This window comes from Roseixanthobacter glucoisosaccharinicivorans (assembly GCF_043195095.2).
Classification (GTDB): Bacteria; Pseudomonadota; Alphaproteobacteria; order Rhizobiales; family Xanthobacteraceae; genus NCEH01.
Window position 1 is genome coordinate 2,935,351 of sequence record NZ_CM195538.1, and the last position, 22,646, is coordinate 2,957,996.

Sequence of the window (22,646 nt, forward strand, 5' to 3'; positions counted from 1 at the left end):
CGCCTTTCGCGTGGCTGCGGGGGACGCATTGCGACGCGCCGTGCGATCCGTTCGCTGGTCCGGCTGTCGCGATCCGGGGACCTGCCCTGCGCTTCGGCGGCGCTTCCCCGCCCGAACGATCTCTAGTGACCCCCCTGCCCCGCTTAGGCTGCGCTGACGTGCCGCCCGCACTGGCTTTGCCTGCGCGCGCTCCCTGCGAATAATCGACGCCACGTGCGCTGCAGAACCGCTCCTGCCATCCGCCCCTTCCCCGCGCAGGTCCCGGCGCGCGGGCGGCATCGCGCGCGACGGCCCACCCATCCTCCCCCATTGCCCCTTCGTCCCCCGCGAACACGCTTGCCCTTCGCAGGCTAGGCGGTCGCCGCCGGGAACCACCTCCACCGGCGCCGCGGCCGGTCAATCGGCCACGGCGCGGCGTCAGGCAATGGCCGCGCGACAGGCTGGCGCTTTCCGTTCTTTTTGAGATCATCGTGAAGACTTCGATGTTCAAAATTGGCCGGATCGCCATTACACTCCGATCACGCATTGATTCACTCACGGCGGAACGTTCGCCAATCCTGACAGGTCCGCCAACGGGATCTTCGCGTAAACCTTGTTCCCTCCCGTACAGGACGCTCAGGTTGCGCGCCTGGAAGGAGATCATCGGCACGCAATGTGCGGGCCGGCGCAGAATCGTCCGTTCCGCAACGACATTCCGCGGGATCGAAAGGGATGCGCCCGAGGTGCCGAGCCGGAAGTCCGTTCATGTCGATCACCGCCGATCAAAACAGGCCTGCAATGCCATGCCCATCACCCGCACCGTAAGTTCGCGGAACGCCGTGCGGCCGTTGGGGGCGCATCCGCTTGGTGCGGAAGGGGCGCGCGTTGGCTGAACACCTTGCTCCGGACCAACTGCTGGGCGATGCCTTCCGCATGCCGGACGCGCAGGCCCTGTTCGCCCCGCCCCCACCCCATCCCCCGCGCATCCTATTGCTCTACGGTTCGGCCGGGTCGCGTGCCTATAGCCGCCTGCTGACCCTGGAAGCGGCCGCTCTGCTGGAACGCCTGGGCGCGCAGGTGCGCATCTTCGAACCGCTGGGCCTGCCTCTGCCCGACGATGCCGCGGCGGATCATCCAAGGGTCGCGGAATTGCGGGCCATGTCCGCCTGGTCGGAAGGCCAGGTCTGGTGCAGCCCGGAAAGCAACGGCGCCATGACCGCGATCCTCAAGGCGCAGATCGACTGGCTGCCTTTGCCCCTTGCCCCCGGCGCGCCCGCACTCACACAGGGCAAGACCTTGGCGCTGATGCAGATTTCCGGTGGCACCCGCTCCTTCAACGCGGTCGATCAGATGCGTATTCTCGGCCAGCGCATGCGCATGATCGCGATCCCCAGCCAATGCTCCGTCGCCGAGGCCTATAACGCGTTCGAGGACGAGGGGCACATGAAGCCGTCGCCCGCCTATGACGACGTGGTGGACCTGATGGAGGAGCTGGTGAAGTTCACATTGCTGACCCGCAGCGCCTCCGCCTCCCTCACCGAGCATTACAGCGCGCGCAAGGACGCGTTGGCGGAAAAACCTCCCGCTCCCCGCTGACGGGCGGCGCGCGCGGCCACTTGACGGGCGACACCCCGCCAAGCCCGCGCGGGAAGCGACGCGTTGCCGGCTTGACGTTCGTCGCGCGCGGGCGCACACGTGCGTGATGGATTTGGCGCGCCTTGCCCTTCTTGCTTGTGTTCGCGCACGGACCACCGCGTTGAGGGCGAGCGGTCCATGCGAGGGCGGTGCAGACCCGGCGCGCGGTCGCGATGGCCACGAATGGGCATTTGCCACCAAATAACCGCGGCTTTGCGGTAAAAGCTATCTAAGCGTTCCAACGATTCGAGATTGACCATGGCCGAACCCGCGCCCGCGGCATCCCCCGACGATTACGGGGCACAATCCATCCAGGTGCTGAAGGGCCTCGACGCCGTGCGCAAACGGCCCGGCATGTATATCGGCGACACCGATGACGGCTCCGGCCTGCATCACATGGTCTATGAGGTTGTGGACAACGCCATCGACGAGGCGCTGGCTGGCTATGCCAATGAAGTCACCGTCACGCTGAACGCCGACGGCTCGGTGACCGTGACCGATGACGGGCGCGGCATTCCCACCGACCTGCATCATGAGGAAGGCGTCTCAGCGGCCGAGGTCATCATGACCCAGCTGCACGCCGGCGGTAAGTTCAACCAGAATTCCTACAAGGTCTCCGGCGGCTTGCATGGCGTCGGCGTCTCGGTGGTGAACGCACTGTCCACGGTGCTCGACCTCACCATCTGGCGCAATGGCAAGGAGCATTTCATCCGCTTTCGCCATGGCGACGCGGAAGCCCCGCTGGTGGTGAAGGGCGATGCCCCTGCCGGCAAGCGCGGGACCATGGTGACGTTCACGCCCAGCCCGGAAACCTTCACCCACATCCAGTTCGATTTTGCCACCCTGGAGCACCGCTTGCGCGAGCTGGCGTTCCTGAATTCCGGCGTGCGCATCCGCCTGACCGACGCACGAACCCCGGACGTGCGGGTCGAGGATCTGATGTATGAAGGCGGCGTGGAAGCCTTCGTGCGCTATCTCGACCGCTCCAAGACCGCGGTGATCGCCAAGCCCATCGTGATCCGCTCGGAGCGCGACGGCATTCAGGTGGAAGCCGCGCTCTCCTGGAACGACAGCTATCACGAGACCATTCTCTGCTTCACGAACAACATCCCGCAGCGTGATCGCGGCACCCATTTCACCGGCTTTGCCGCCGCGCTGACGCGCCAGGTGATGGGCTATGCGGAAAGCTCCGGCATCACCAAGAAGGAGAAGGTCACGCTCTCCGGCGAGGATTGCCGCGAAGGCCTGACCGCCGTGCTCTCCGTGAAGGTGCCCGACCCGAAATTCTCCTCCCAGACCAAGGACAAGCTGGTCTCCTCCGAAGTGCGCCCGGTGGTCGAGGCGCTGGTGGGCGAGGCGCTGAATTCCTGGCTTGAGGAAAATCCGGCCGAGGCCAAGGCCGTGGTCGGCAAGGTGGCGGAAGCCGCCGCCGCGCGCGAAGCTGCCCGGCGCGCCCGCGAACTCACGCGCCGCAAGAACCCGCTCGACATCGCCTCCCTGCCCGGCAAGCTTGCCGACTGCCAGGAGCGCGACCCTGCGAAGTCGGAAATCTTCATCGTCGAGGGTGACTCGGCTGGCGGCTCCGCCAAGCAGGGCCGCGACCGTGCCTTCCAGGCCGTGCTGCCCCTGCGCGGCAAGATCCTGAATGTGGAGCGCGCGCGCTTCGACAAGATGCTGTCCTCCGAGCAGATCGGCACGCTGATCACCGCGCTCGGCACCGGCATCGGCCGCGATGACTTCGACATCGCCAAGCTGCGCTATCACAAGATCATCATCATGACCGACGCGGACGTGGACGGCTCCCACATTCGCACGCTTCTGCTCACCTTCTTCTTCCGGCAGATGCCGGAAATCCTGGAGAATGGGCACCTCTACATCGCCCAGCCGCCGCTCTACAAAGTGGCGCGCGGCAAGTCCGAGACCTATATCAAGGACGAGCGTGGGCTAGAGGATTACCTCATCAATGTCGGCCTCGACGATGCGGCGCTCTATCTCGCCTCGGGCGAGGTGCGCACCGGCGCCGATCTTGCCGCCGTGGTCGAGACCGCGCGCCAATTGCGCGGCGCGCTGAACGCGCTGCACCCGCGCTACAACAAGGCGATCGTGGAGCAGGCGGCGTTGGCCGGCGCGCTCAAGCCGCATCTGCTGCGCGAGCGCGACGCCCAGGCCGAAATGACCGAGGTGACGCGCCGCCTCAACATGCTGGCCGAGGAGACCGAGCGCGGCTGGGAAGGCGTCGCCGACGAGACCGGCTTCCGCTTTTCGCGCACCGTGCGCGGCGTGCTTGAAACCAATTTTCTCGACGCCACCTTCCTGGTTTCGCCCGACGCCCGCCGCCTCGATACGCTGGCCGCCGCCCTCGATGGTGTGTTCGCGGGGGAAGCGCGCCTCAAGCGCAAGAGCGACGAGACCGTGCTTCTGGGTGCGGTGGATCTGTTCGACGCGGTCACAGACGCCGGCCGCAAGGGCCTCTCGCTCCAGCGCTACAAAGGCCTCGGCGAGATGAACCCCGGCCAGCTCTGGGAGACCACGCTCGACATCAACGCCCGCTCCCTGCTGCAGGTGAAGGTGAAGGAGGTCGACGCCGCCGGCGATCTCTTCAACCGCCTGATGGGCGATGTGGTGGAGCCACGCCGCGAATTCATCCAGGAGAATGCGCTGAAGGCGAGCGTGGACGTGTGACGATGGGCGCAGGCCCATTCTGCTGACTCCCCCTGTCCTGCCTACCTAAATAGCCACAAGGCGCGGTTCGTCGCCTTGCGGGCGCCCTTTATCTCGGCTTTGCTGCGGCGCAATCCGGGGAGGAAGGGGCCATGCAATTGCTGCGCATCTATGCGAGGGCCCTTGCGATGCTGGGGCCGCTGGCCAAAGTGGGGCTGGCGCTCGCCATCGGCAATGTGGCCCTCGCCATGGCCCAGTTCGCCGAGCCGATCCTGTTCGGCCGCATCATCGAGGCTCTGGCCGGCACCCAGCGTGAAGGCGGCCCCTCGCTGGTCTCGATCCTGACCCCGCTGCTTGCGGCCTGGGTTGCCTTCGGCCTCTTCAACATCGTCGCCGGCGTGCTGATCTCGCTACATGCCGATCGCCTCGCCCATCGCCGGCGGCTGGGCGTGCTGACCGAATATTTCGAGCACGTGCTTCAGTTGCCCCTCTCCTTCCACGGCGAGACCCATTCGGGCCGGCTGCTGAAGGTGATGCTCCAGGGCACGGATTCGCTCTGGAGCACGTGGCTGTCCTTCTTCCGCGAGGATTGCGCGGCGATCGTGTCGCTGCTGGTGCTGCTGCCGGTGGGCATCTACATCAATTGGCGGCTGGGCCTGGTGCTGATCGCGCTGATCGTGGTGTTCGGCATCGTCACCGCCTATGTGCTCGGCCGCACCCAGGCGATGCAGGAAGAGGTGGAGGAACACAATTCCAGCCTCGCCGAGCATGCCACCGACGCCTTGGGCAATGTGGCGGTCATCCAGAGCTATACCCGCATCGAAGCCGAGGTGAGCGGGCTGCGCGCCACCGCGAGCCAGCTGCTGGCGGTGCAGATTCCGGTTTTGTCGTGGTGGGCCTTGGTGTCCATGGCCACCAAAGCCGCCACCACCTTGACCATTCTCGCGATCCTGCTGATCGGCACCTGGCTGCATCTGCAAGGGCTCGCGGCGATCGGCGACATCGTCACCTATGTGGGCTTCGCCACCATGCTCATAGGCCGGCTCGACCATACGGTGAGCTTCGTCAATCATTTGGTGATGAGCGCGCCGGGGCTCGGCCAGTTCTTCGAGGTGCTGGACACGGTCGGCGCGGTGCGTGACCGACCCGGCGCCCAGGACCTCGCGGCGGTGAAGGGCGACGTACGCTTCGAGGACGTATCCTTCTCCTACGACGGCAAGCGCGCGGCTTTGCGCGATGTGAGCCTGCATGCCGCACCGGGCGAGACCGTGGCGTTGGTGGGCACGACAGGTGCTGGAAAATCCACCGCCCTCGCCCTCCTGCACCGGGTGTTCGACCCCCAGTCCGGCCGCGTGCTGGTGGATGGCATCGATATCCGGGACATCACACTCTCCTCCCTGCGGCGGCAGATCGGCGTCGTGTTTCAGGAGGCGATGCTGTTCAACCGCACGATCGAAGACAATCTGCGGGTGGGCAAGCCCGATGCGACGGCGGAGGAGATGCGCCTCGCCCTCTCCCGCGCCCAGGCGCTGGAACTGGTGGAGCGCAATCCCGAGGGCCTGCACGCCCTGGTGGGCGAGCGCGGGCGGGCGCTTTCCGGAGGCGAGCGCCAGCGCCTCTCCATCGCCCGGGCCCTTCTCAAGGATCCGCCGATCCTGATCCTCGACGAGGCCACCAGCGCCCTCGACGCCACGACCGAAGCCAAGGTGCAGGCGGCGCTGGACGAGGTGATGAAGGGACGCACCACCTTCGTCATCGCCCATCGGCTCGCCACCGTGCGCAATGCCGACCGCATCCTGGTGTTCGACGAGGGGCGCGTGATCGAGGCGGGCAGTTTCGAGCAATTGATGCGGCTCGGCGGGCGGTTCGCGGAGCTCGCGCGGGCTCAATTTCTGGACGATGGCACGCATGTGGATCGCCCGCTCGCGGAAACGTGAGCGCCACGGCACCCGCGCGCGACAGGGTGCAACGCCTGGAGACGCAGGATTGAGGCCCCGTGCGCGGCCCGCATTCAAGCTGAAGCTTGCATGGCAGGGCCGCGCCTGCCGCTTTCATCTTTCCGGATGCCCCAAAAAGAGCTAAGGAAAGCAAGGCCACGGGGGTCTTTCCAGCTACGGAGCCAACTTTGCCGGGCTTGTCCTGTCTGTCCGCGCGCGGTGCGCTGCGCCGCCTGACCTTCGCGATCGCCGCCCTCGGCGCGCTCGCGACCGCAGGCCACGCCACCCCGATCCTTCTGGTGGAAGCGGACACGGGCAAGGTCTTGGAACAGCAGGACGCCGGAAAGCCTTGGTATCCCGCCTCCGTCACCAAGCTGATGACAGTGTATGTGGCGCTGAATGCCATGCGCGAGGGGCGTATTACCCCCGATACGCTGATGACGGTTTCGCCCTATGCCGCCTCCATGCAGCCGACCAAGATGGGATTCGCGCCGGGCACCCAAGTGACCCTCGACAATGCGCTGAAGATGCTCCTGGTCAAATCGGCCAATGACATGGCCGTTGTGATCGCGGAAGGCGTCGGCGGCAGCGTGCCGTCCTTTGTCGCCGAGATGAACGATACCGCCGCCCGCCTCGGCATGGCCGGTACCCATTTCGAAAATCCCAACGGCCTGCCCAATAATGACCAGTTCACCACCGCGCGCGACCTCGCGGTTCTGGCGCGGGCCCTGATTTATCATTTTCCCGAACATGAAATGCTGTTCCGCATCCCGGCCATCAAGATCGGCAAGCGGGTGCTGCGCAATTACAACCGCCTGATCGACCGCTATCCCGGCGCCGACGGCATGAAGACCGGCTTCATCTGCGCTTCGGGCTTCAATCTGGTGGCCACCGCCACGCGCGGCAACAAACGGCTGATCGCGGTCATTCTCGGCGCGCCGTCGGGAGTCGCCCGCACCGAGCAGGCGGCGCTGCTGTTCGAAAAGGGCTTCCAGCCGTCCTGGTCGATCTTCGGCGCCGCCTCGCCGACGCTGGACACCGTCGCCGACACCGGCGGCACGCCCACCGACATGTCGCCCCAGATCTGCGGCCGCAAGCGCGCCGTAGTGGCGGCCGAGAACGAGGACGAAAACGCGTACGGCGCACCCGGTTCCGGGCCGAACGCCTATGCCGTCTCGGCGGATCTTGCCGCCGGCTTGAGCAAGGGCGAGGGCGCGGCGCTTCTGCAAAACCTGCCGCCCTCCATGCCGCCCATCCCGGTATTCGTCGGCCCGCGCAATGCACCGATCTCTCCGGAATCCGCCATGGCGCCGGATGAAGCCCCGGCTCCGAAGAAGAAGAAGCCGGCGGCCACCGCCAATGCGGACCCGCAGGCCCCCGCCGCCAAGCCCAGAAATGCCGCCGCCAAGAGCGATGCGGCAAAGAGCGATCCTGAGGCTGCAAAGACGGCCGCCAAACCTGCCGCCAAGCCCGCCGCGAAACCCAAGCCTGCGGCCAAGGAAGCGAATACCGCAACCGGCGTGCCCGCGCCTGCCAAGAAGCCGGCGGCCGCCGGCGCTTCCGCCGCAGCCGAGCCGGCCTCCAAGCCGAAGGCGAAGCCGGCCAAGCCCGCCGCGAGCGAAGGCGGCGATCCGCTCACCTTCGGCCCACCGCCGGCCGCGCCCACCAAGCCCGGCGCCTGAGCCTTCGTCCCGCTCCTGGGCTAAGGCCTTGAGGCGAGGCGGCCAAGGCCAGACGCACGAGGTCAGATGCGCAAGGCCGTATTTTCACGGGCAGAAGGTCCCGGGCCGGCGGCGCGAGGGGAATGCATTTGGCCGCTGCGCCGATCCCGTCTGCGCGCCCCTCGGCGCATGCCGGTCTTGCACACAAGCCTGTCTCAAATGCCCTTGCGGCGGCGCGCGCCGGTCCCATCTGTGTCATGCACGCACGCAGTTGACCGCCGCGTGTCGAACTCTGGAGGTTCGGCCCTGTGCGCTCTGGCAACCGGTTGCCCCCCATGATGCGCGGCATCGCGGGTCATTGGCGCAGGGCGATCGGCCGACGCGCTTGGCCGCTTGCCCGCACTGCCCTATAGGCAGGGCGAGCGCGGTCCTGGTTCGGCGGCGCCCCTCTGAGGCGACCTGCCTCACGGATGAAATAACATGACTTCCTCATCGCCGCTCCCCGAGGCCGCACAGGCCCCCTCGTCCCCCGCGAAACGGCAGGGACCGCCCGAGCCGATCCCGGTCACGGTGCTCACCGGCTTCCTCGGCGCGGGCAAAACGACTTTGCTGAATGCCCTGCTGGCCGATCCCGCGCTCGCCGATACCGCCGTGCTGATCAATGAATTCGGTGAAATCGGGCTCGACCATCTGTTCGTGCGCGAAGTCTCCGAGGGCGTCGTGCTGTTGGCGAGTGGCTGCGTGTGCTGCACCGTGCGCGGCGATCTCGTCACCGCGCTGGAGGACCTGCTGCGCGGGCGCGACAACAACCGCCTGCCGCCCTTCTCCCGCGTGCTGATCGAAACCACAGGCCTCGCCGATCCCGCCCCCATCCTCTTCACCCTGATGACCCATCCCTATCTGGTGATGCGCTATCGGCTGGACGGCGTGGTGGCGGTGATCGACGCGATCAACGGCGATGCCACCCTCGATGCCCAACCCGAATCGGTAAAGCAGGCGGCCATGGCCGACCGCCTCGTGCTCACCAAGACCGATCTCGTGGAGACCGAGGCCCAGCGTACCGCACTCGCGGCCCTGAAAGCCCGCCTGCGCCAGCTGGCCCCCGCCGCTCCATTACTCGACGCCGCAAAGGGCGAAGCCACCGGCGAGGCCCTGCTGAAAGCCGGCCTCTATGATCCGAGCGGCAAGGCCCCCGATGTCGCCCGCTGGCTCGCGGAGGAGCGCATCGCCGCCGCGGAGGAAGAGACCGGCGCGCCGCACGATCCCAACCGCCATGACGCGCGCATCAAGGCGTTCACGCTCGCGACCGACGCCGCCGTCTCCGCCTCCACCCTCGATCTGTTCCTGGAGCTGCTGCGCGCCACCTATGGCGCGAACCTGCTGCGGCTGAAGGGCATCGTGAAGCTGGCCGACGATCCGGACGCGCCCATCGTGCTGCACGGCGTGCAGCATGTGATGCACCCGCCCACCCGCCTGCCCACATGGCCGGACGACGACCACCGCACGCGGCTCGTGATGATCGTGCGCGATCTCGACCCGGCGGTGGTGCGGCGCCTGTTCTCGGCCTTTCTCGGCATCCCGCAGGTGGATACGCCGGACCGCGCCGCCCTCACCGACAATCCGCTCGCTCCCGCCGGCATGAGGCAAGCGCGATGACAGCCCTGCCCTCCCCCTCCGAGATCGTCGGCTTCTGGCGTGCGGCCGGCTACGATCGCTGGTTCTCGTCCGATCCCGCCTTTGATACCGAGGTGCGCGCCCGCCTTCTTCCGGCGCACGAGGATGCGGTCGCGCGTGGCGCGGGTTCGACCATGCTCGCGGATTACGAGGACAGCGCCGAAGGCGCGCTCGCCCTGGTGCTGCTGCTCGACCAGGCGCCGCGCAATGCCTTCCGCGGAACGCCGCGCGCCTTCGCCACCGATGCCGCCGCGCGCCAAGTGGCGGACCGTGCCTTGGCGCGCGGGTTCGAGCAATCCTTCGAACCGGCGCTGCGCGCCTTCTTCTTCCTGCCGCTGATGCATGCGGAGGATCTCGCCTGCCAGGAGCGGTGCGTGGCGCTCTACCAGAAGCTGGGCCAGGCGGAGGAACTGAAATACGCGATCATCCATCGCGATGTGATCGCCCGCTTCGGCCGCTTCCCCCATCGCAATCCCATCCTCGGCCGTCCCATGACGGCGGAGGAAGAGGCCTATCTCGCCGCCGGCGGTTTCAAGGGGTAGCGCGCGCCGCGAGGAAGGCGGAGATTCCCTCCGCCGCCGCCCGGCCGGTGGCGAAGCAGGCCTGGAGCAGATAGCCGCCGGTGGGGGCTTCCCAATCCAGCATTTCCCCGCAGGCGAAGGTGCCGGGAACGGCCCGCAGCATGAAATGATCGTCCAGCGCGTCGAAGGCAATGCCGCCGGCGCTGGAAATCGCCCGCTCCAGCCCGGCAACCGCACGCACCTGAATGGGCGCGGCCTTGATGAGGCGCGCGAGTGCCGCCGGATCTGTGGGCAACGCGACTCCAGCCGCCTCGCGCAGCAGGCCCACCGCCACCGGCGAGAGACCGACCGCCTTGCGCAGGCGATTGGAGAGCGATTGTTTCAGCGGCCCCGTCGCCAGCCGGCGGGTGATCAGCGCCTGGTCGAAATCCGGGCGCAGGTCGAGCCGCAGATGGGCTTCGCCCTCGGCCGCGAGGCGGTCGCGCACCGCGCGGGAGAGCGCATAGACCGCTCCGCCCTCCAGGCCCCGCGCCGTCACCACGGCTTCCCCACGCACGGGACCCGCGCCGGCGCAGGAGAGGGCGATGCGCTTCAAGGGTTCGCCGGCAAATCGTTCGCGGAACGGCGCGGACCAATCGACCTCCAGCCCCATATTGGCCGGCGCGAACGGCGCGAGCGCAATGCCCCGCGACGCGAGATGCTGCGCCCAGCCCCCATCGCCGCCGAGCCGGGGCCAGGACGCACCGCCGAGCGCGAGCAGCGTCGCATCGGCGACGATCTCCTTCGGTCCTTCCGACGTCTCGAACATCAGGGCGCCGGTCGAGGACCAGCCGCGCCATTCGTGCCGGGTGTGCAGCTCCACGCCGAGGGTGCCGAGCCGCCGCAGCCATGCCCGGAGCATGGGCGAAGCCTTGAAGCTGTCGGGAAACACCCGGCCGCTGGAGCCGATGAAAGTGGATTCGCCGAGTTCCGCCGCGAAGGCGCGCGCGGCGTCGGGCGGAAAGGCGCGGATCGCCCGCTCCAGCAGCGGCGCGATCTCGCCATAGCGGGAGAGGAAGTGCTCCAGCGGCTCGCTGTGGGTGAGATTGAGCCCGCCCCGCCCCGCCATGAGGAATTTGCGTGCGGGCGAGGGCATCTTTTCGAACACGCTCACCCGGTGGCCCTGCGCGATCAGGCGATCGGCGGCCATGAGTCCGGCCGGTCCGGCGCCGATCACCGCCACATGGGCCGCAGGCGCGGAGGCTGCGGGACGCGCGACGGGATCGGTGGAAAGCTCAGGGGAAGGGTTCATCAAGTGGGTGTAGAGGCCCGGCGGCCTTTGCGGAAGCAAAAGCTCGCCATTCCCGCCGCCCATCTGCCGCGCATGGCGAGACAAGCACAGGCGGCAAGGCTTCAGGTCGAGCGCACGCGCATCGCGCGGAAAACCCTGCAGCACATGAAAAGCACGGGAGCAGGCGCTGCCCCCGTGCCGTCTTGCCTGCGCTGTCTAAGCCCCGACCCTGGGCGATCAGCCGGCGGCGGTGGCTTCCAGCACGTCCTCGAAGCTGCGCAGGCCGGTGCGCGGCGCGTTCACCAGCACCGCCATGTTGCCGGGCGCGTGCTGGTTCTTCCACATCTTGGTGTGCGCCATGGGAATGCGATCCCACGGGAACACTTCCGACATGCAGGGGTCCACGCGCCGGTCGATGATGAACTGGTTCGCGGCCGAGGCCTGCTTGAGATGGGCGAAGTGCGAGCCCTGGATGCGCTTCTGGCGCATCCACACATAGCGGGCGTCGAACGTGATGTTGAAGCCGGTGGTGCCGGCGCAGAACACGATCATGCCGCCGCGCTTGGCGATCAGGGTGGAGACCGGGAAGGTCTGCTCGCCCGGATGCTCGAACACGATATCCACGTCGCGCTTGCCGGTGATGTCCCAGATCGCCTTGCCGAACTTGCGGGCTTCCTTGGTCCATTCGGTATATTCGGGCGAATTGACCTTGGGCAGCTGGCCCCAGCAATTGAAGTCCTTGCGGTTCAGCACGCCCTTGGCGCCGAGGCCGAGCACGTAGTCCCGCTTGGTCTCATCGGAAATCACGCCGATGACATGGGCGCCGGAGGCCGCGGCGAGCTGGACGCCGAACACGCCGAGGCCGCCCGAGGCGCCCCACACCAGCACATAGTCGCCCGGCTTCACGGTGTGCGGCGGATGGCCGAACAGCATGCGATAGGCGGTCGCCATGGTGAGCGTGTAGCAGGCGGATTCTTCCCAGGTCAGGTGCAGCGGGCGCGGCATGAGCTGCCGCGCCTGCACGCGGCAGAACTGGGCGAAGGAGCCGTCCGGGGTCTCATAGCCCCAGATGCGCTGGGAGGGGGAGAACATCGGGTCGCCGCCATTGCACTCCTCGTCGTCCCCGTCGTCCTGGTTGCAATGAACCACGACCTCGTCGCCGACCTTCCAGCGCTTCACCTTGGAGCCCACCGCCCAGACGATGCCCGAGGCATCGGAGCCGGCGATATGGAAGGGGGCCTTGTGCACGTCGAAGGGAGAGATGGGCTGCCCGAGCCCGGCCCAGATGCCGTTGTAATTGACGCCGGCCGCCATCACGAGCACCAGCACGTCGCTCTCGCCGAGGGTCCAGGTGGGCACCACCTCGACCTGGAAGGATTGTTCCGGGGGCCCATGGCGGTCGCGGCGGATCGCCCAGGCGTACATATTGGCGGGCACATGGCCCAGGGGCGGGATCTCGCCCAGCTCGTAAAGATCTTTCACGGCGGCGCCCTGCGGCGTGCTGGCGACTGCACTTTGACCCATTGCTCCCGTCCTTCCTTCCTCCGGGGCCGTTTCGGCCGCATTTGTTTCGCGCTGCAGCGTAGCAGAGAAAATTCCGCTGGCGAGCCCCGTTTATGACGCCTCTATGCTTTACCGCCGTCGCACTGCAACCGCGTGGATCACGCGCGATGCGGCCGGCGGCGGCGCAGCGGCAAGGGTGTTCGCGCAAGGTCGCACGGGCCGGGCGGCGGGCGCGCCCCCAACTTTGGTCGCGGACACCACGCAAATCCGCCGTTTCCAGACACGCGCGATGCGTGCGCACTCGACCGCCCCACCTCTTTCAGGCAAAAATCCAAACCGGGCGCGCCCCGCGCCCCGCTCGTTTTATGAGGTTTGCCATGATCGGCCTTATCGGAATGCTCCTCATCGGCGCAATTGCCGGCTGGCTCGCCGGCCAGTTCTTCCGCGGCGTCGGTTTCGGCCTGCTCGGCAACATCGCTGTCGGCATTGTCGGCGCGCTGATCGGCGGCTTCTTGTTCGGCAATGTCTTCATCGTCGGCGGACTGCTGGGCCAGATCATCAGCGCCACCATCGGGGCGGTGATCTTGCTGTTCGTCATCAGCTTGGTGAAGCGCTGACCGCAGCGCGGAAGAATTCTGCGCCGCACCGCATATTTTCCAATCGACGACAGCCGCGTTGCAGCGCACATTATTGCAATATCGGGTGGAGAATGAGGACGTGACAATGACCAGCCGCGATAAACCCTGGTTGTTCCGCACCTATGCGGGTCATTCCACTGCCGCGGACTCCAACCGGCTCTATCGTTCCAACCTGGCCAAGGGCCAGACCGGCCTTTCGGTCGCGTTCGACCTGCCCACCCAGACCGGATACGACAGCGACCACCCCCTGGCGCGCGGCGAAGTGGGCAAGGTGGGGGTGCCGATTTCCCATCTCGGCGACATGCGGACCCTGTTCCAGGACATTCCGCTCGCCGAGATGAACACGTCCATGACCATCAACGCCTGCGCCCCCTGGCTGCTGGCGCTCTATATCGCCGCCGCCGACGAGCAGGGCGCGGATCGCAAGCAGCTCCAGGGCACGACGCAGAACGACATCATCAAGGAATATCTCTCGCGCGGCACCTATGTGTTCCCGCCCGCGCCCTCCATGCGGCTCACCAAGGACGTGATCGTCTTCACGACCGAGCACCTGCCGCGCTGGAACCCCATGAACGTGTGCTCCTACCATCTGCAGGAGGCCGGTGCGACGCCGGTGCAGGAACTCGCCTTCGCGCTCGCCAACGCCATCGCGATCCTCGACACGGTGAAGAATTCCGGCGAGGCCCAGGGCGCGGTGTTCGGCGAGGTGGTGGGGCGCATCTCCTTCTTCGTGAATGCCGGCATGCGGTTCATCACCGAGATGTGCAAGATGCGTGCGTTCGTGGATCTGTGGGACGAGATCTGCATCAACCGCTATGGCATCACCGATCCCAAGCAGAAGCTGTTCCGCTACGGCGTGCAGGTGAATTCGCTCGGCCTCACCGAGCAGCAGCCGGAGAACAACGTCTATCGCATTCTGCTGGAGATGCTGGCGGTGACGCTCTCCAAGAAGGCGCGCGCGCGCGCCGTGCAATTGCCGGCCTGGAACGAGGCGCTCGGCCTGCCGCGTTCGTTCGACCAGCAATGGTCGCTGCGCATGCAGCAGGTGGTGGCCTATGAGACCGACCTGCTGGAATATGGCGACATCTTCGACGGCTCGACCGAGATCGCCAAGAAGGTCGAGGCGCTGAAGGACGAGGCGCGGGCCGAACTCGCTCGCATCGAGGCCATGGGCGGCGCGGTGGCGGCGGTCGAGAACAGCTACATGAAGCAGGCATTGGTGGAATCCAACACCCGCCGGCTGGAGAATATCGAGCGCGGCGAGCAGGTGGTGGTCGGCGTCAATCGCTGGACAGAGACCGAGCCCTCGCCCCTCACCACCGGCGAAGGCTCCATCCTTACCGTGCCCGAGCACGTGGAGCCGGAGCAGATCGCCCGCCTCCAGGCCTGGCGCGCGGCGCGCGATCCGGCGGCCGTGGATGCGGCGCTTGCCGGCCTGCGCAGCGCGGCGCAGGAGGGGCGCAATATCATGGAGCCCTCCATCATCTGCGCGAAGGCCGGCATCACGACCGGGGAATGGGGCGCGTGCCTGCGCGAAGTGTTCGGCGAATATCGTGCGCCGACCGGCGTCGGCCGCGCCGCGCGCATCGACACCCAGGGCCTCGACGAGGTGCGCCGCAGCGTCGAGGCGGTTTCCGCCAAGCTCGGCCGCCGCATCAAGTTTCTGGTGGGCAAGCCGGGCCTGGACGGACATTCGAACGGCGCCGAGCAGATCGCCGTGCGCGCCCGCGATGCCGGCATGGAAGTGGTCTATGAGGGCATCCGCCTCACCCCGGCCGAGATCGTCAATGCGGCGCTGGAGGAGAGCGTCCACGTCATCGGCCTCTCCATCCTCTCCGGCTCCCATGTGCCGCTGGTGCGCGACGTGATGGACCGTCTGCGCGCCGAGGGGCTGACCGACGTGCCGGTGGTGGTCGGCGGCATCATTCCGCCCGAGGACGAAGCCCAGCTCAAGGCGATCGGCGTCGCGGCGGTCTATACGCCCAAGAATTTCGAGCTGAACCGCATCATGGCCGACATCGTCGCCATCGTTGACCGTGAGGCGCAGAAAGCCGCCTGAGCCCGGCTTTGCGGCGTTCGGATCTTCAGCATCCGCAAAAACAAAAAGAGCGCCAACCGAGGTTGGCGCTCTTTTTTTACGTGGGCGACACCGACTACTTGCCGAAATCGAGCACCGGGGGCGGCGGATCGCCGATATCGGGCGAGATGTTGTCGAACTGCTGCTGGATCTGGTTTTGGTCCAGCGATACGCCGCCCGATTTGTAGTGCGTCACCATCTGCGGAAACAGGATGACCAGAGACACCATGATCAGCTGGATGATCACGAACGGCACCGCGCCCCAATAGATCTGCCCCGTGGTGACCGGCTCCATGCGCAGCCCGGTCACGCGGTCGAGATAAGGCACCTTCGGCGCCACCGAGCGCAGGAAGAACAGGGCGAAGCCGAACGGCGGATGCATGAACGAGGTCTGCATGTTCACCGCCAGGATGACGCCGAACCAGATCAGATCAATGCCCAGCTTGTCGGCGGCCGGTCCCAACAGCGGGATGATGATGAACGCCAGCTCAAAATAATCGAGGAAGAAGGCGAGCACGAACACCAGGAGGTTCACGACGATCAGGAAGCCGGTCTGGCCGCCGGGGAGCGAGGTGAGCAATTCTTCCACCCAGCGATGCCCATCCACCCCGTAGAAGGTGAGCGAGAACACGCGCGCGCCGAGCAGGATGAACAGCACGAAGGCCGAGAGCTTGGCGGTGGAATAGGTCGCCTGCCGCAGCAGGTCGAACTTCAGCCGCCCGCGCGCCGAGGCCAGCAGAATGGCGCCCACCGAGCCCATGGCGCCGCCTTCGGTCGGGGTCGCAACGCCGATGAAGATGGTGCCGAGCACCAGGAAGATCAGCGCCAGCGGCGGCACCATCACGAACACGACCTGCTCGGCGAGCTTGGAGAGCAGGCCGAGCCTGAACACCCGGTTGATCACGGCGACCACGAACGCGAGGCCCACCGTCATGGACATGGTGAGCACCACGTAATCGGCGCCAAACTTCACGCTGCCCCGCTGCATGATGGCGATGGCGGCGGCAATGGCGAGCGCCAGCGCGATGAACAGCGAGGGCGTCAGCAGCTTGGCCGTGCCGGACATCACGAAATAGAGCAGCACGAACGAGACCACGCCCCACACCGCAAGATTCGCGACGCCGGGAATGAAGCCGGCGGTGAGCCCCGGCAGCGAGCCGGTGGCGATCAGCACGGCGAAGCCCGCCGCCGCGATCGCCCCGAGGATGCGCGCGGGCATCATCTTCTGATTGGGGTCACGCAGGTTCTGCGCTTCCAGCGGCAGGCCGGGGGTCGCGGTGGGGAACAGCGTGGAAACCAGGAAGATATAACCCGCATAGAGGCAGGAGAGGATCAGGCCCGGCAGGAACGCGCCGGTATACATGTCGCCGACCGAGCGGTTGAGCTGGTCCGCCATGACGATCAGCACCAGCGACGGCGGGATGATCTGGGCCAGCGTGCCGGACGCGGCGATGACGCCGGTCGCCACGCGCCGGTCATAGCCGTAGCGCAGCATGATGGGCAGCGAGATCAGGCCCATGGAGATGACGGACGCGGCAACCACGCCGGTGGTGGCGGCCAGCAGCGCGCCGACGAAGATCACCGCATAGGCGAGGCCGCCACGGATCGAGCCGAACACCTGACCGATGGTGTCGAGCAGGTCCTCGGCCATGCCGGAGCGTTCCAGCACCAGCCCCATGAAGGTGAAGAACGGGACCGCCAGCAGCACCTCATTGTTCATGGTGCCATAGACGCGCTCCGGCAGGGCCTGGAGGAAATCTGGGCGGAACAGGCCGAGCTCGATGCCGATGAGGCCGAAGATCAGGCCGTTGGCGGCCAGCGCGAAGGCCACCGGATAGCCGAGCAGCAGGAACAGCACGAGGGCGCCGAACATGATCGGCGCCATATTGTGGGTAAACCAGCCACGCAGGCCGGGTTCTGCGGCGAACGCGAAATCGCTGGAAAGGCCAAGCAGAACCAGGGCACAGGCGAGCACAAGGCCGACCTTGAGGGTGCGGGATGCGGACATTTTTCTGTTCTCCCGCTCAGGCCTTGGGGGTCGGATCGAGGGGGACGTCGACCCGGTCGGCATCCGCCAGCAAACGCTCCGCCTCGGCGGCGAGGGCGAGATGACCGCCCACATTCTCGTTGGGGTCCTCCATGCGCCCCGTGATGATGGCGACGCGCTTGATCAATTCCGAGATCGCCTGGAGCAGCAGGAAGAAGAAGCCGATGGGCACCAGCGCCTTCGCCGGCCATTGCGGCAGGCCGCCGGCATTCAGGGATTGCTCGTTGATGCCGTAGGAATTCAGCGCGAACGGGATCGCGGTCACCAGCAGCACGATGGCGAAGGGCATCAGGAAGAAGATGTGCCCGAAAATATCAATACCGTCGCGGGTGCGCTTGGGCAGGCGCGAGCTGAGAATGTCGATGCGAATGTGCTCATTGTCGATGAGCGTCCAGGAGGCGCAGAGAAGGAACACCGCCGCGAACAGCACCCATTGCAATTCCAGCCAGGAATTGGAGCTGAGATCGAAGACCTTGCGGATCACGGCATTCAGCGCCGACACCAGCACGGCCACCAGGATCAGCCATGCCACCGCCTTGCCGATGCGGATGTTCACGGCATCGATCGCTCGGCTGAGCGCGAGCAGAATGTTCATTTGGGAGTGTCCCCGCATTTCCACTTGAGGCGATCTCTTTCGCGTCGCCATTGGCCGGGCACCATAAGGGAGACCTAAATGCATTCAAGCCTCAACTATCGTCTAAGCGTCACAATCCCAGTCGGGCGAGGGCTTTCAACAGGATGAGCCCGGTCATGGGGATGTGGCGGCGCGGTTTGCACGCGGATGTTTGCATCGCTGCAATGGCGCGAGGGCCGAGGCGTGCATAAATTTGAGTGCATCGACCCGCCGCATGGGTCCGCGCCGCCTCGCATGCGAGGCCATTGCGCGAGGGGCAGTGCGCGGGAGCCGGTCCAGGAGTCGTCATATGCCCGTTTCCGCCGCCCTTTCCCCCACCGCACCGCCGCACGCCAGCCTGTCTGGCGCCTTGCGGCTGGGCGCGGTTCATCTGCGCACACGCGCGCCGGACCGGCTCGCGGCCTTTTATGAACAGGTGGTCGGCCTCGCCCGCCTGCCCTCGCAAGCCGGCGGGATCGCGCTCGGGGCCGGCGACACGGCTCTGATCGTGCTGGAGGATGCACCCGATGCGATAGCGCCGCCGCCCCGCGCGCCCGGCCTGTTCCATACCGCCATCCGCGTGCCCGACCGGGCCAGCCTCGCGGTGCGGATGAATGTGCTGCGGGCCCACGGCGTGCCGTTCGGCGCCTCCGACCATCTGGTGAGCGAGGCGCTCTATTTCGACGATCCCGACGGCAACGGCATCGAAATCTATCGCGACCGCCCGAAAGCCGAATGGTTCGGGCCCGACGGCAAGCTCCAGATGGCGACGCTGCGGCTCGATCTGAACGGCCTCGCCGGCGAAAGCTCAGGCCTGGGCCCCGCCCCCACCGGCACGGACGTCGGCCATGTGCATCTGAAGGTGAGCGACCTCGCCGCCGCGCATCGATTCTGGGTGGAGCTGGCCGGATTCGAAGTGATGGCCCGCTACCCCGGCGCCTTGTTCGTCAGTGCCGGCAAATACCACCATCATCTCGGGCTGAACGTGTGGCATTCGCAGGGCGCCGCACCGCCGCCCGCACATGCGAGCGGGCTCGCCGGGTTCGAGATCGCGCTTCCCGCGGCGGACATTGCCGCCATCCGGCAGCGGTTCGCCGCGACGGGCACGGCGCTCCCCGAGGCGGACGGCGCTGTGCTGCTGGAGGATCCGGCGGGAAACCGCGCCAGGCTGTCTGTGCTCCGCGAGGACTGACAGCCCCGCGTCGGCGCGCCCCGCCTGCGGCCATGCCGGCGGGGCGAACTTAGCTAGGGCTTGGGGGTCACCGCCACCGCGCCGGCGTCGATCTTGCTGGCGTCGACAGCCGCGGCGGTGCTCATGTCGGTGGTGGACTTCAGGTCGGGCACGCGCGGAAACACCTTCAGCTGGCTCGCCAGCTTGCCGAGGTTCACATAGCGCTCCATCTCCGCCGGCGTCATGGCCACGCGAAGCGCATTCACGTCCTTGACCGACCATTGCGGATCATAAGCCGTGGCGGTGGCGACGACCTCCGCGGGCAGCGACTTGGCCGCAGCGGAATCGCGGAACCACGCGTTCGCCTCGTCATGATTGGCGGCCGCGTAGGCCAGTGCTTCCTTGTGCGCCACCAGGAACCGGCGGATCACATCGGGCGACTTCGCGCGGAAATCGTTGCGGGCGGCAACCACCATGGTCAGCGAGGTGTCCGACGCGATGACCTTGGCCAAGCCCTTGCTGACGAAAAATTCGATCCACGGATCCCAGATGAAGACCGCATCGACCCGGCCGGCCGCGATGGCATCCGACAGATCGACGAATCCCATATTGACCACATCCACGTCGGTTCCGGCCTTCAGGCCGGCATCGGCGAGCATGGCGACCGCCGCGAGGTGAATCGAACTGCCAACCGGCCCGTAGAGCTTCTTGCCCTTGAGGTCCTGCACATTGGTGATGCCGCTTTTGGTGGTCGCGAGGATCGCGCCGCGGAAGGTGGACTGCCGGGCAACGACTGTGGTCGGAGCGCCCGCAGCGGCCAGCGCCACCGACGGCAGATCGCCGACGAAGCCCACGTCGATCGCCCCGGAAACCAGCGCCTCGTTCACGGCCGGCCCGTAGGTGAACATGATGAATTCGCCTTTGAGGCCGTTGCGCGCAAGAATGTCCGTGCGGGCCAACGTATTTGCGATCTGGCTGCTCACGGTCGACGTCGGCTGCCAGCCGATCCGTATCGTATCGGCCGCATGGCCGACGGTCGCGAACGCGACCGCAAACAAGCTCAAGACCAAGCCCGATGCCCAGCGCTTCATGAACAGATCCCCCTTACGTCTGGCACGGAAATACGTGCGTGAATGAATGCCCAGGTCGCCACGGCATCCGCGATCGGACCGATCAGCCGGCCGCCGCTGCCTCGCCGGGCTGGAGCTGCCAATCCTTGCGGAGCGACTCCCACAAGCCGTCGGCGAGCCGTCGAAATTCGGGATCGGACCTGATGTCCGGCAATCTCGGGCGCGGGAGCGCGACCTCATGGACCTCGCGAATGCGCCCGGGGCGCGCACTCATCACGACGATGCGGTCGCCGAGGAAAACCGCCTCGTCGATCGAGTGCGTCACGAAGATGATGGTCATTCCGGTTTCCGCGGAAATGCGCGCCAGTTCCTCCTGCAGCAGGACGCGGGTCTGCGCATCGAGCGCCCCGAAGGGCTCGTCCATGAGCAGGACTTCCGGATCGACGGCGATGGCCCGCGCGATCGCCGCGCGCTGTTTCATGCCGCCCGACAGCTCGTGCGGATAGCGCTCCTCGAAGCCGTTCAGCCGAACGGTCCGCAGCACTTCGCGGGCGCGCCGGCGCCGCTCGGCCTTCGCGACGCCCTTCGCCTTGAGGCCGAATTCGACATTCTCCTGGACGCTTTTCCAAGGGAACAGGGCATAATCCTGAAACACCACGGTGCGGCGCGGATCGGGACGGCTGACGGGCGCGCCATCCTGCATCACCTCGCCTTCCGAAGGAGCAAGGAAACCCGCGACGATGTTCAGCAAGGTGGACTTGCCGCAGCCGCTCGGGCCGAGCAGCATCAAGACCTCGCCTTTGCGCACCTCGAGATCGACCCGGGCGAGCGCCAGAGTGCCGCTCGCTTCGTCGCGGCCGGCGAACCGCTTCGAGACGCCGCGAATGGAGATGGCGGAGCAGACCGTCACGAGATCGCCTCCCGCCGCCAGCGCATCACCCGGCGCTCCAGCATCAGCATCAGGCTGTTCGCGGCATAGCCGATGGCGCCGATGGTGAGCATTCCCGCAAGGACGCTCGAAGTCATCAGCATCATACGGCTCTGCTGGATCATGTAGCCGAGGCCGGATTGCGCCGCGATCAGCTCGGCCGCCACCACGCACATCCAGCCCACCCCCAGCGCGATGCGAAGGCCGGGAAAGATCATCGGCAGCGCGGCGGGCACGATCACGTCGGTGAGGACCAGAAGCGGACGCGCGCCGAGGCACAGCGCGGCGTTGATCTGGCTCTTCTCGATGCCGCGCACCGCCACATAGGTATTCACGAACACCGGAAAAACCGCGCCGATGAACACCAGGAAATAACTCGGGGCATTCCCGACGCCGAACCAGAGGATCGCCAGCGGGGTCCAGGCGATCGGCGGGATCGGCCGGATCACCTCGATGATCGGCTTCAGCAGCTCGGACGCGAGGTCCGACCACCCGAGGAGAATGCCGAAAGCGATGCCCACGATGCTCGCCAGCGCGAATCCGGCGAGCACCCGCTGGATGCTGGCCCAGCTGTTCTCCAGCAAGGTTCCATCGCGCAGCAGATCGATCAAGGTTGCGGCGACCGCGCTGGGCGGTGGGAACAGGAGCGTATTGAGATAACCGAGCGAGGACAGCGCCTGCCAGACAGCGACCAGCGTGCCCAAGCCCGCCAGCCTGAGCCCCCATCTGCGCAACCGGCGCCATCCCGACCACATCACGCAGGCCCTTAGGGGAAGTGATAGTGAATCCGCCATCCCAACCATTGATCCCGACTGATTGTGCATGTTCGCCGCAAGGCCGATCGCGACGTATTCGCCGCGTCCTGACGCAAGGACCGAGGCCGGACCGCAAGAAATTCCAAAGACAATAGCCGCGCGCACCTGCAATCGCAGGCCTACACCATGCGCTTTCAGCACAAGGACCGCAGAACAATACGCTTACCGCTTATCCTTCCCGAAGATCGTAAGCACACTGCACATTGTTTTCAATTGCCCGTTACAAAACTACTGCTGCTATTTCGAGCATTATTTGCCGATATTCTAGGCAATCGGAGGCCCATTTGCCGCAATCCGGGCAAAGGCCACGGCGCGCGCCGCCGTGCGGGCACGCGGATGGGTCGGCGCTCCGGAAATCAGCAGATGGTGATGCGGCCGCCGCTCCGGCTCGTGTTTACATCCGGATCTCAATTCAGCTACCAAATCCTGGAGCGCGGGTGATCCGG

Annotated in this window: 16 protein-coding genes; 9 read left to right on the plus strand and 7 right to left on the minus strand. The window is 66.5% G+C overall.

Features of this window, described 5'->3' with window-relative positions; genetic code table 11:
* The first annotated feature begins 912 nt into the window (after positions 1-912).
* The 6 genes from arsH (at position 913) to V5F78_RS13625 (ending at position 10,089) form a co-directional block, all read left to right on the plus strand.
* On the plus strand, positions 913-1,575 hold the full coding sequence (arsH, locus tag V5F78_RS13600; protein ID WP_394071149.1) for an arsenical resistance protein ArsH: 663 nt from the start codon (positions 913-915) through the stop codon (positions 1,573-1,575).
* A gap of 297 nt (positions 1,576-1,872) precedes the next feature.
* The gene (gene gyrB / locus V5F78_RS13605; protein WP_394071098.1) at positions 1,873-4,296 is read left to right on the plus strand and encodes a DNA topoisomerase (ATP-hydrolyzing) subunit B; all 2,424 of its coding nucleotides are present in this window, start codon (positions 1,873-1,875) and stop codon (positions 4,294-4,296) included.
* Positions 4,297-4,427: 131 nt separating this feature from the next.
* Positions 4,428-6,212, plus strand: coding sequence for a glucan ABC transporter ATP-binding protein/ permease (locus tag V5F78_RS13610; RefSeq protein WP_394071099.1), 1,785 nt, complete (start codon positions 4,428-4,430; stop codon positions 6,210-6,212).
* Between the two features lie 197 nt (positions 6,213-6,409).
* A complete protein-coding gene (locus V5F78_RS13615; RefSeq protein ID WP_394071100.1) occupies positions 6,410-7,894 on the plus strand; it encodes a D-alanyl-D-alanine carboxypeptidase family protein in 1,485 nt (494 codons plus the stop codon).
* Between the two features lie 459 nt (positions 7,895-8,353).
* Positions 8,354-9,529, plus strand: a complete 1,176-nt coding sequence (locus V5F78_RS13620; protein ID WP_394071101.1) for a CobW family GTP-binding protein — start codon at positions 8,354-8,356, stop codon at positions 9,527-9,529.
* Positions 9,526-10,089, plus strand: a complete 564-nt coding sequence (locus V5F78_RS13625) for a DUF924 family protein (protein WP_394071102.1) — start codon at positions 9,526-9,528, stop codon at positions 10,087-10,089. The genes V5F78_RS13620 and V5F78_RS13625 overlap by 4 nt, the downstream gene beginning before the upstream one ends.
* Here V5F78_RS13625 and V5F78_RS13630 read toward each other — a convergent pair.
* Both V5F78_RS13630 and ccrA read right to left on the minus strand, forming a co-directional pair.
* Positions 10,079-11,359, minus strand: a complete 1,281-nt coding sequence (locus tag V5F78_RS13630) for a TIGR03862 family flavoprotein (RefSeq protein ID WP_394071103.1) — start codon at positions 11,357-11,359, stop codon at positions 10,079-10,081. The genes V5F78_RS13625 and V5F78_RS13630 overlap by 11 nt on opposite strands.
* 216 nt (positions 11,360-11,575) lie before the next feature.
* Positions 11,576-12,862 (minus strand): crotonyl-CoA carboxylase/reductase, encoded by a 1,287-nt coding sequence (gene ccrA / locus V5F78_RS13635; protein ID WP_394071104.1) that lies wholly within the window; start codon positions 12,860-12,862, stop codon positions 11,576-11,578.
* 356 nt (positions 12,863-13,218) lie between these two features.
* Between ccrA and V5F78_RS13640 the strand changes: the two genes are divergently transcribed.
* Together V5F78_RS13640 and V5F78_RS13645 are read left to right on the plus strand one after the other, a co-directional pair.
* Positions 13,219-13,458, plus strand: coding sequence for a GlsB/YeaQ/YmgE family stress response membrane protein (locus tag V5F78_RS13640; RefSeq protein WP_394071105.1), 240 nt, complete (start codon positions 13,219-13,221; stop codon positions 13,456-13,458).
* Between the two features lie 106 nt (positions 13,459-13,564).
* Positions 13,565-15,538 (plus strand): methylmalonyl-CoA mutase family protein, encoded by a 1,974-nt coding sequence (locus tag V5F78_RS13645; RefSeq protein WP_394071106.1) that lies wholly within the window; start codon positions 13,565-13,567, stop codon positions 15,536-15,538.
* A 94-nt stretch (positions 15,539-15,632) separates the two neighbouring features.
* On the opposite strand, the gene V5F78_RS13650 is transcribed toward V5F78_RS13645, so the two are convergent.
* On the minus strand, positions 15,633-17,441 hold the full coding sequence (locus V5F78_RS13650) for a TRAP transporter large permease (protein ID WP_394071150.1): 1,809 nt from the start codon (positions 17,439-17,441) through the stop codon (positions 15,633-15,635).
* Positions 17,442-17,580: 139 nt separating this feature from the next.
* Positions 17,581-18,198 (minus strand): TRAP transporter small permease subunit, encoded by a 618-nt coding sequence (locus tag V5F78_RS13655; RefSeq protein ID WP_394071107.1) that lies wholly within the window; start codon positions 18,196-18,198, stop codon positions 17,581-17,583.
* A gap of 328 nt (positions 18,199-18,526) precedes the next feature.
* Between V5F78_RS13655 and V5F78_RS13660 the strand changes: the two genes are divergently transcribed.
* Positions 18,527-19,408, plus strand: a complete 882-nt coding sequence (locus tag V5F78_RS13660; RefSeq protein WP_394071108.1) for a VOC family protein — start codon at positions 18,527-18,529, stop codon at positions 19,406-19,408.
* Positions 19,409-19,461: 53 nt separating this feature from the next.
* On the opposite strand, the gene V5F78_RS13665 is transcribed toward V5F78_RS13660, so the two are convergent.
* From V5F78_RS13665 to V5F78_RS13675, 3 genes are all read right to left on the minus strand, one after another.
* On the minus strand, positions 19,462-20,478 hold the full coding sequence (locus tag V5F78_RS13665) for an ABC transporter substrate-binding protein (RefSeq protein WP_394071109.1): 1,017 nt from the start codon (positions 20,476-20,478) through the stop codon (positions 19,462-19,464).
* 82 nt (positions 20,479-20,560) lie between these two features.
* Positions 20,561-21,367 carry an ABC transporter ATP-binding protein gene (locus V5F78_RS13670; RefSeq protein ID WP_394071110.1) on the minus strand — a complete coding sequence of 269 codons (807 nt, stop codon included), beginning with the start codon at positions 21,365-21,367 and terminating at the stop codon, positions 20,561-20,563.
* Positions 21,364-22,089: an ABC transporter permease gene (locus V5F78_RS13675; RefSeq protein WP_394071111.1), complete on the minus strand. Its 726-nt coding sequence runs from the start codon at positions 22,087-22,089 to the stop codon at positions 21,364-21,366. Before V5F78_RS13675 ends, V5F78_RS13670 begins: the two co-directional genes overlap by 4 nt.
* Positions 22,090-22,646 lie beyond the last annotated feature (557 nt).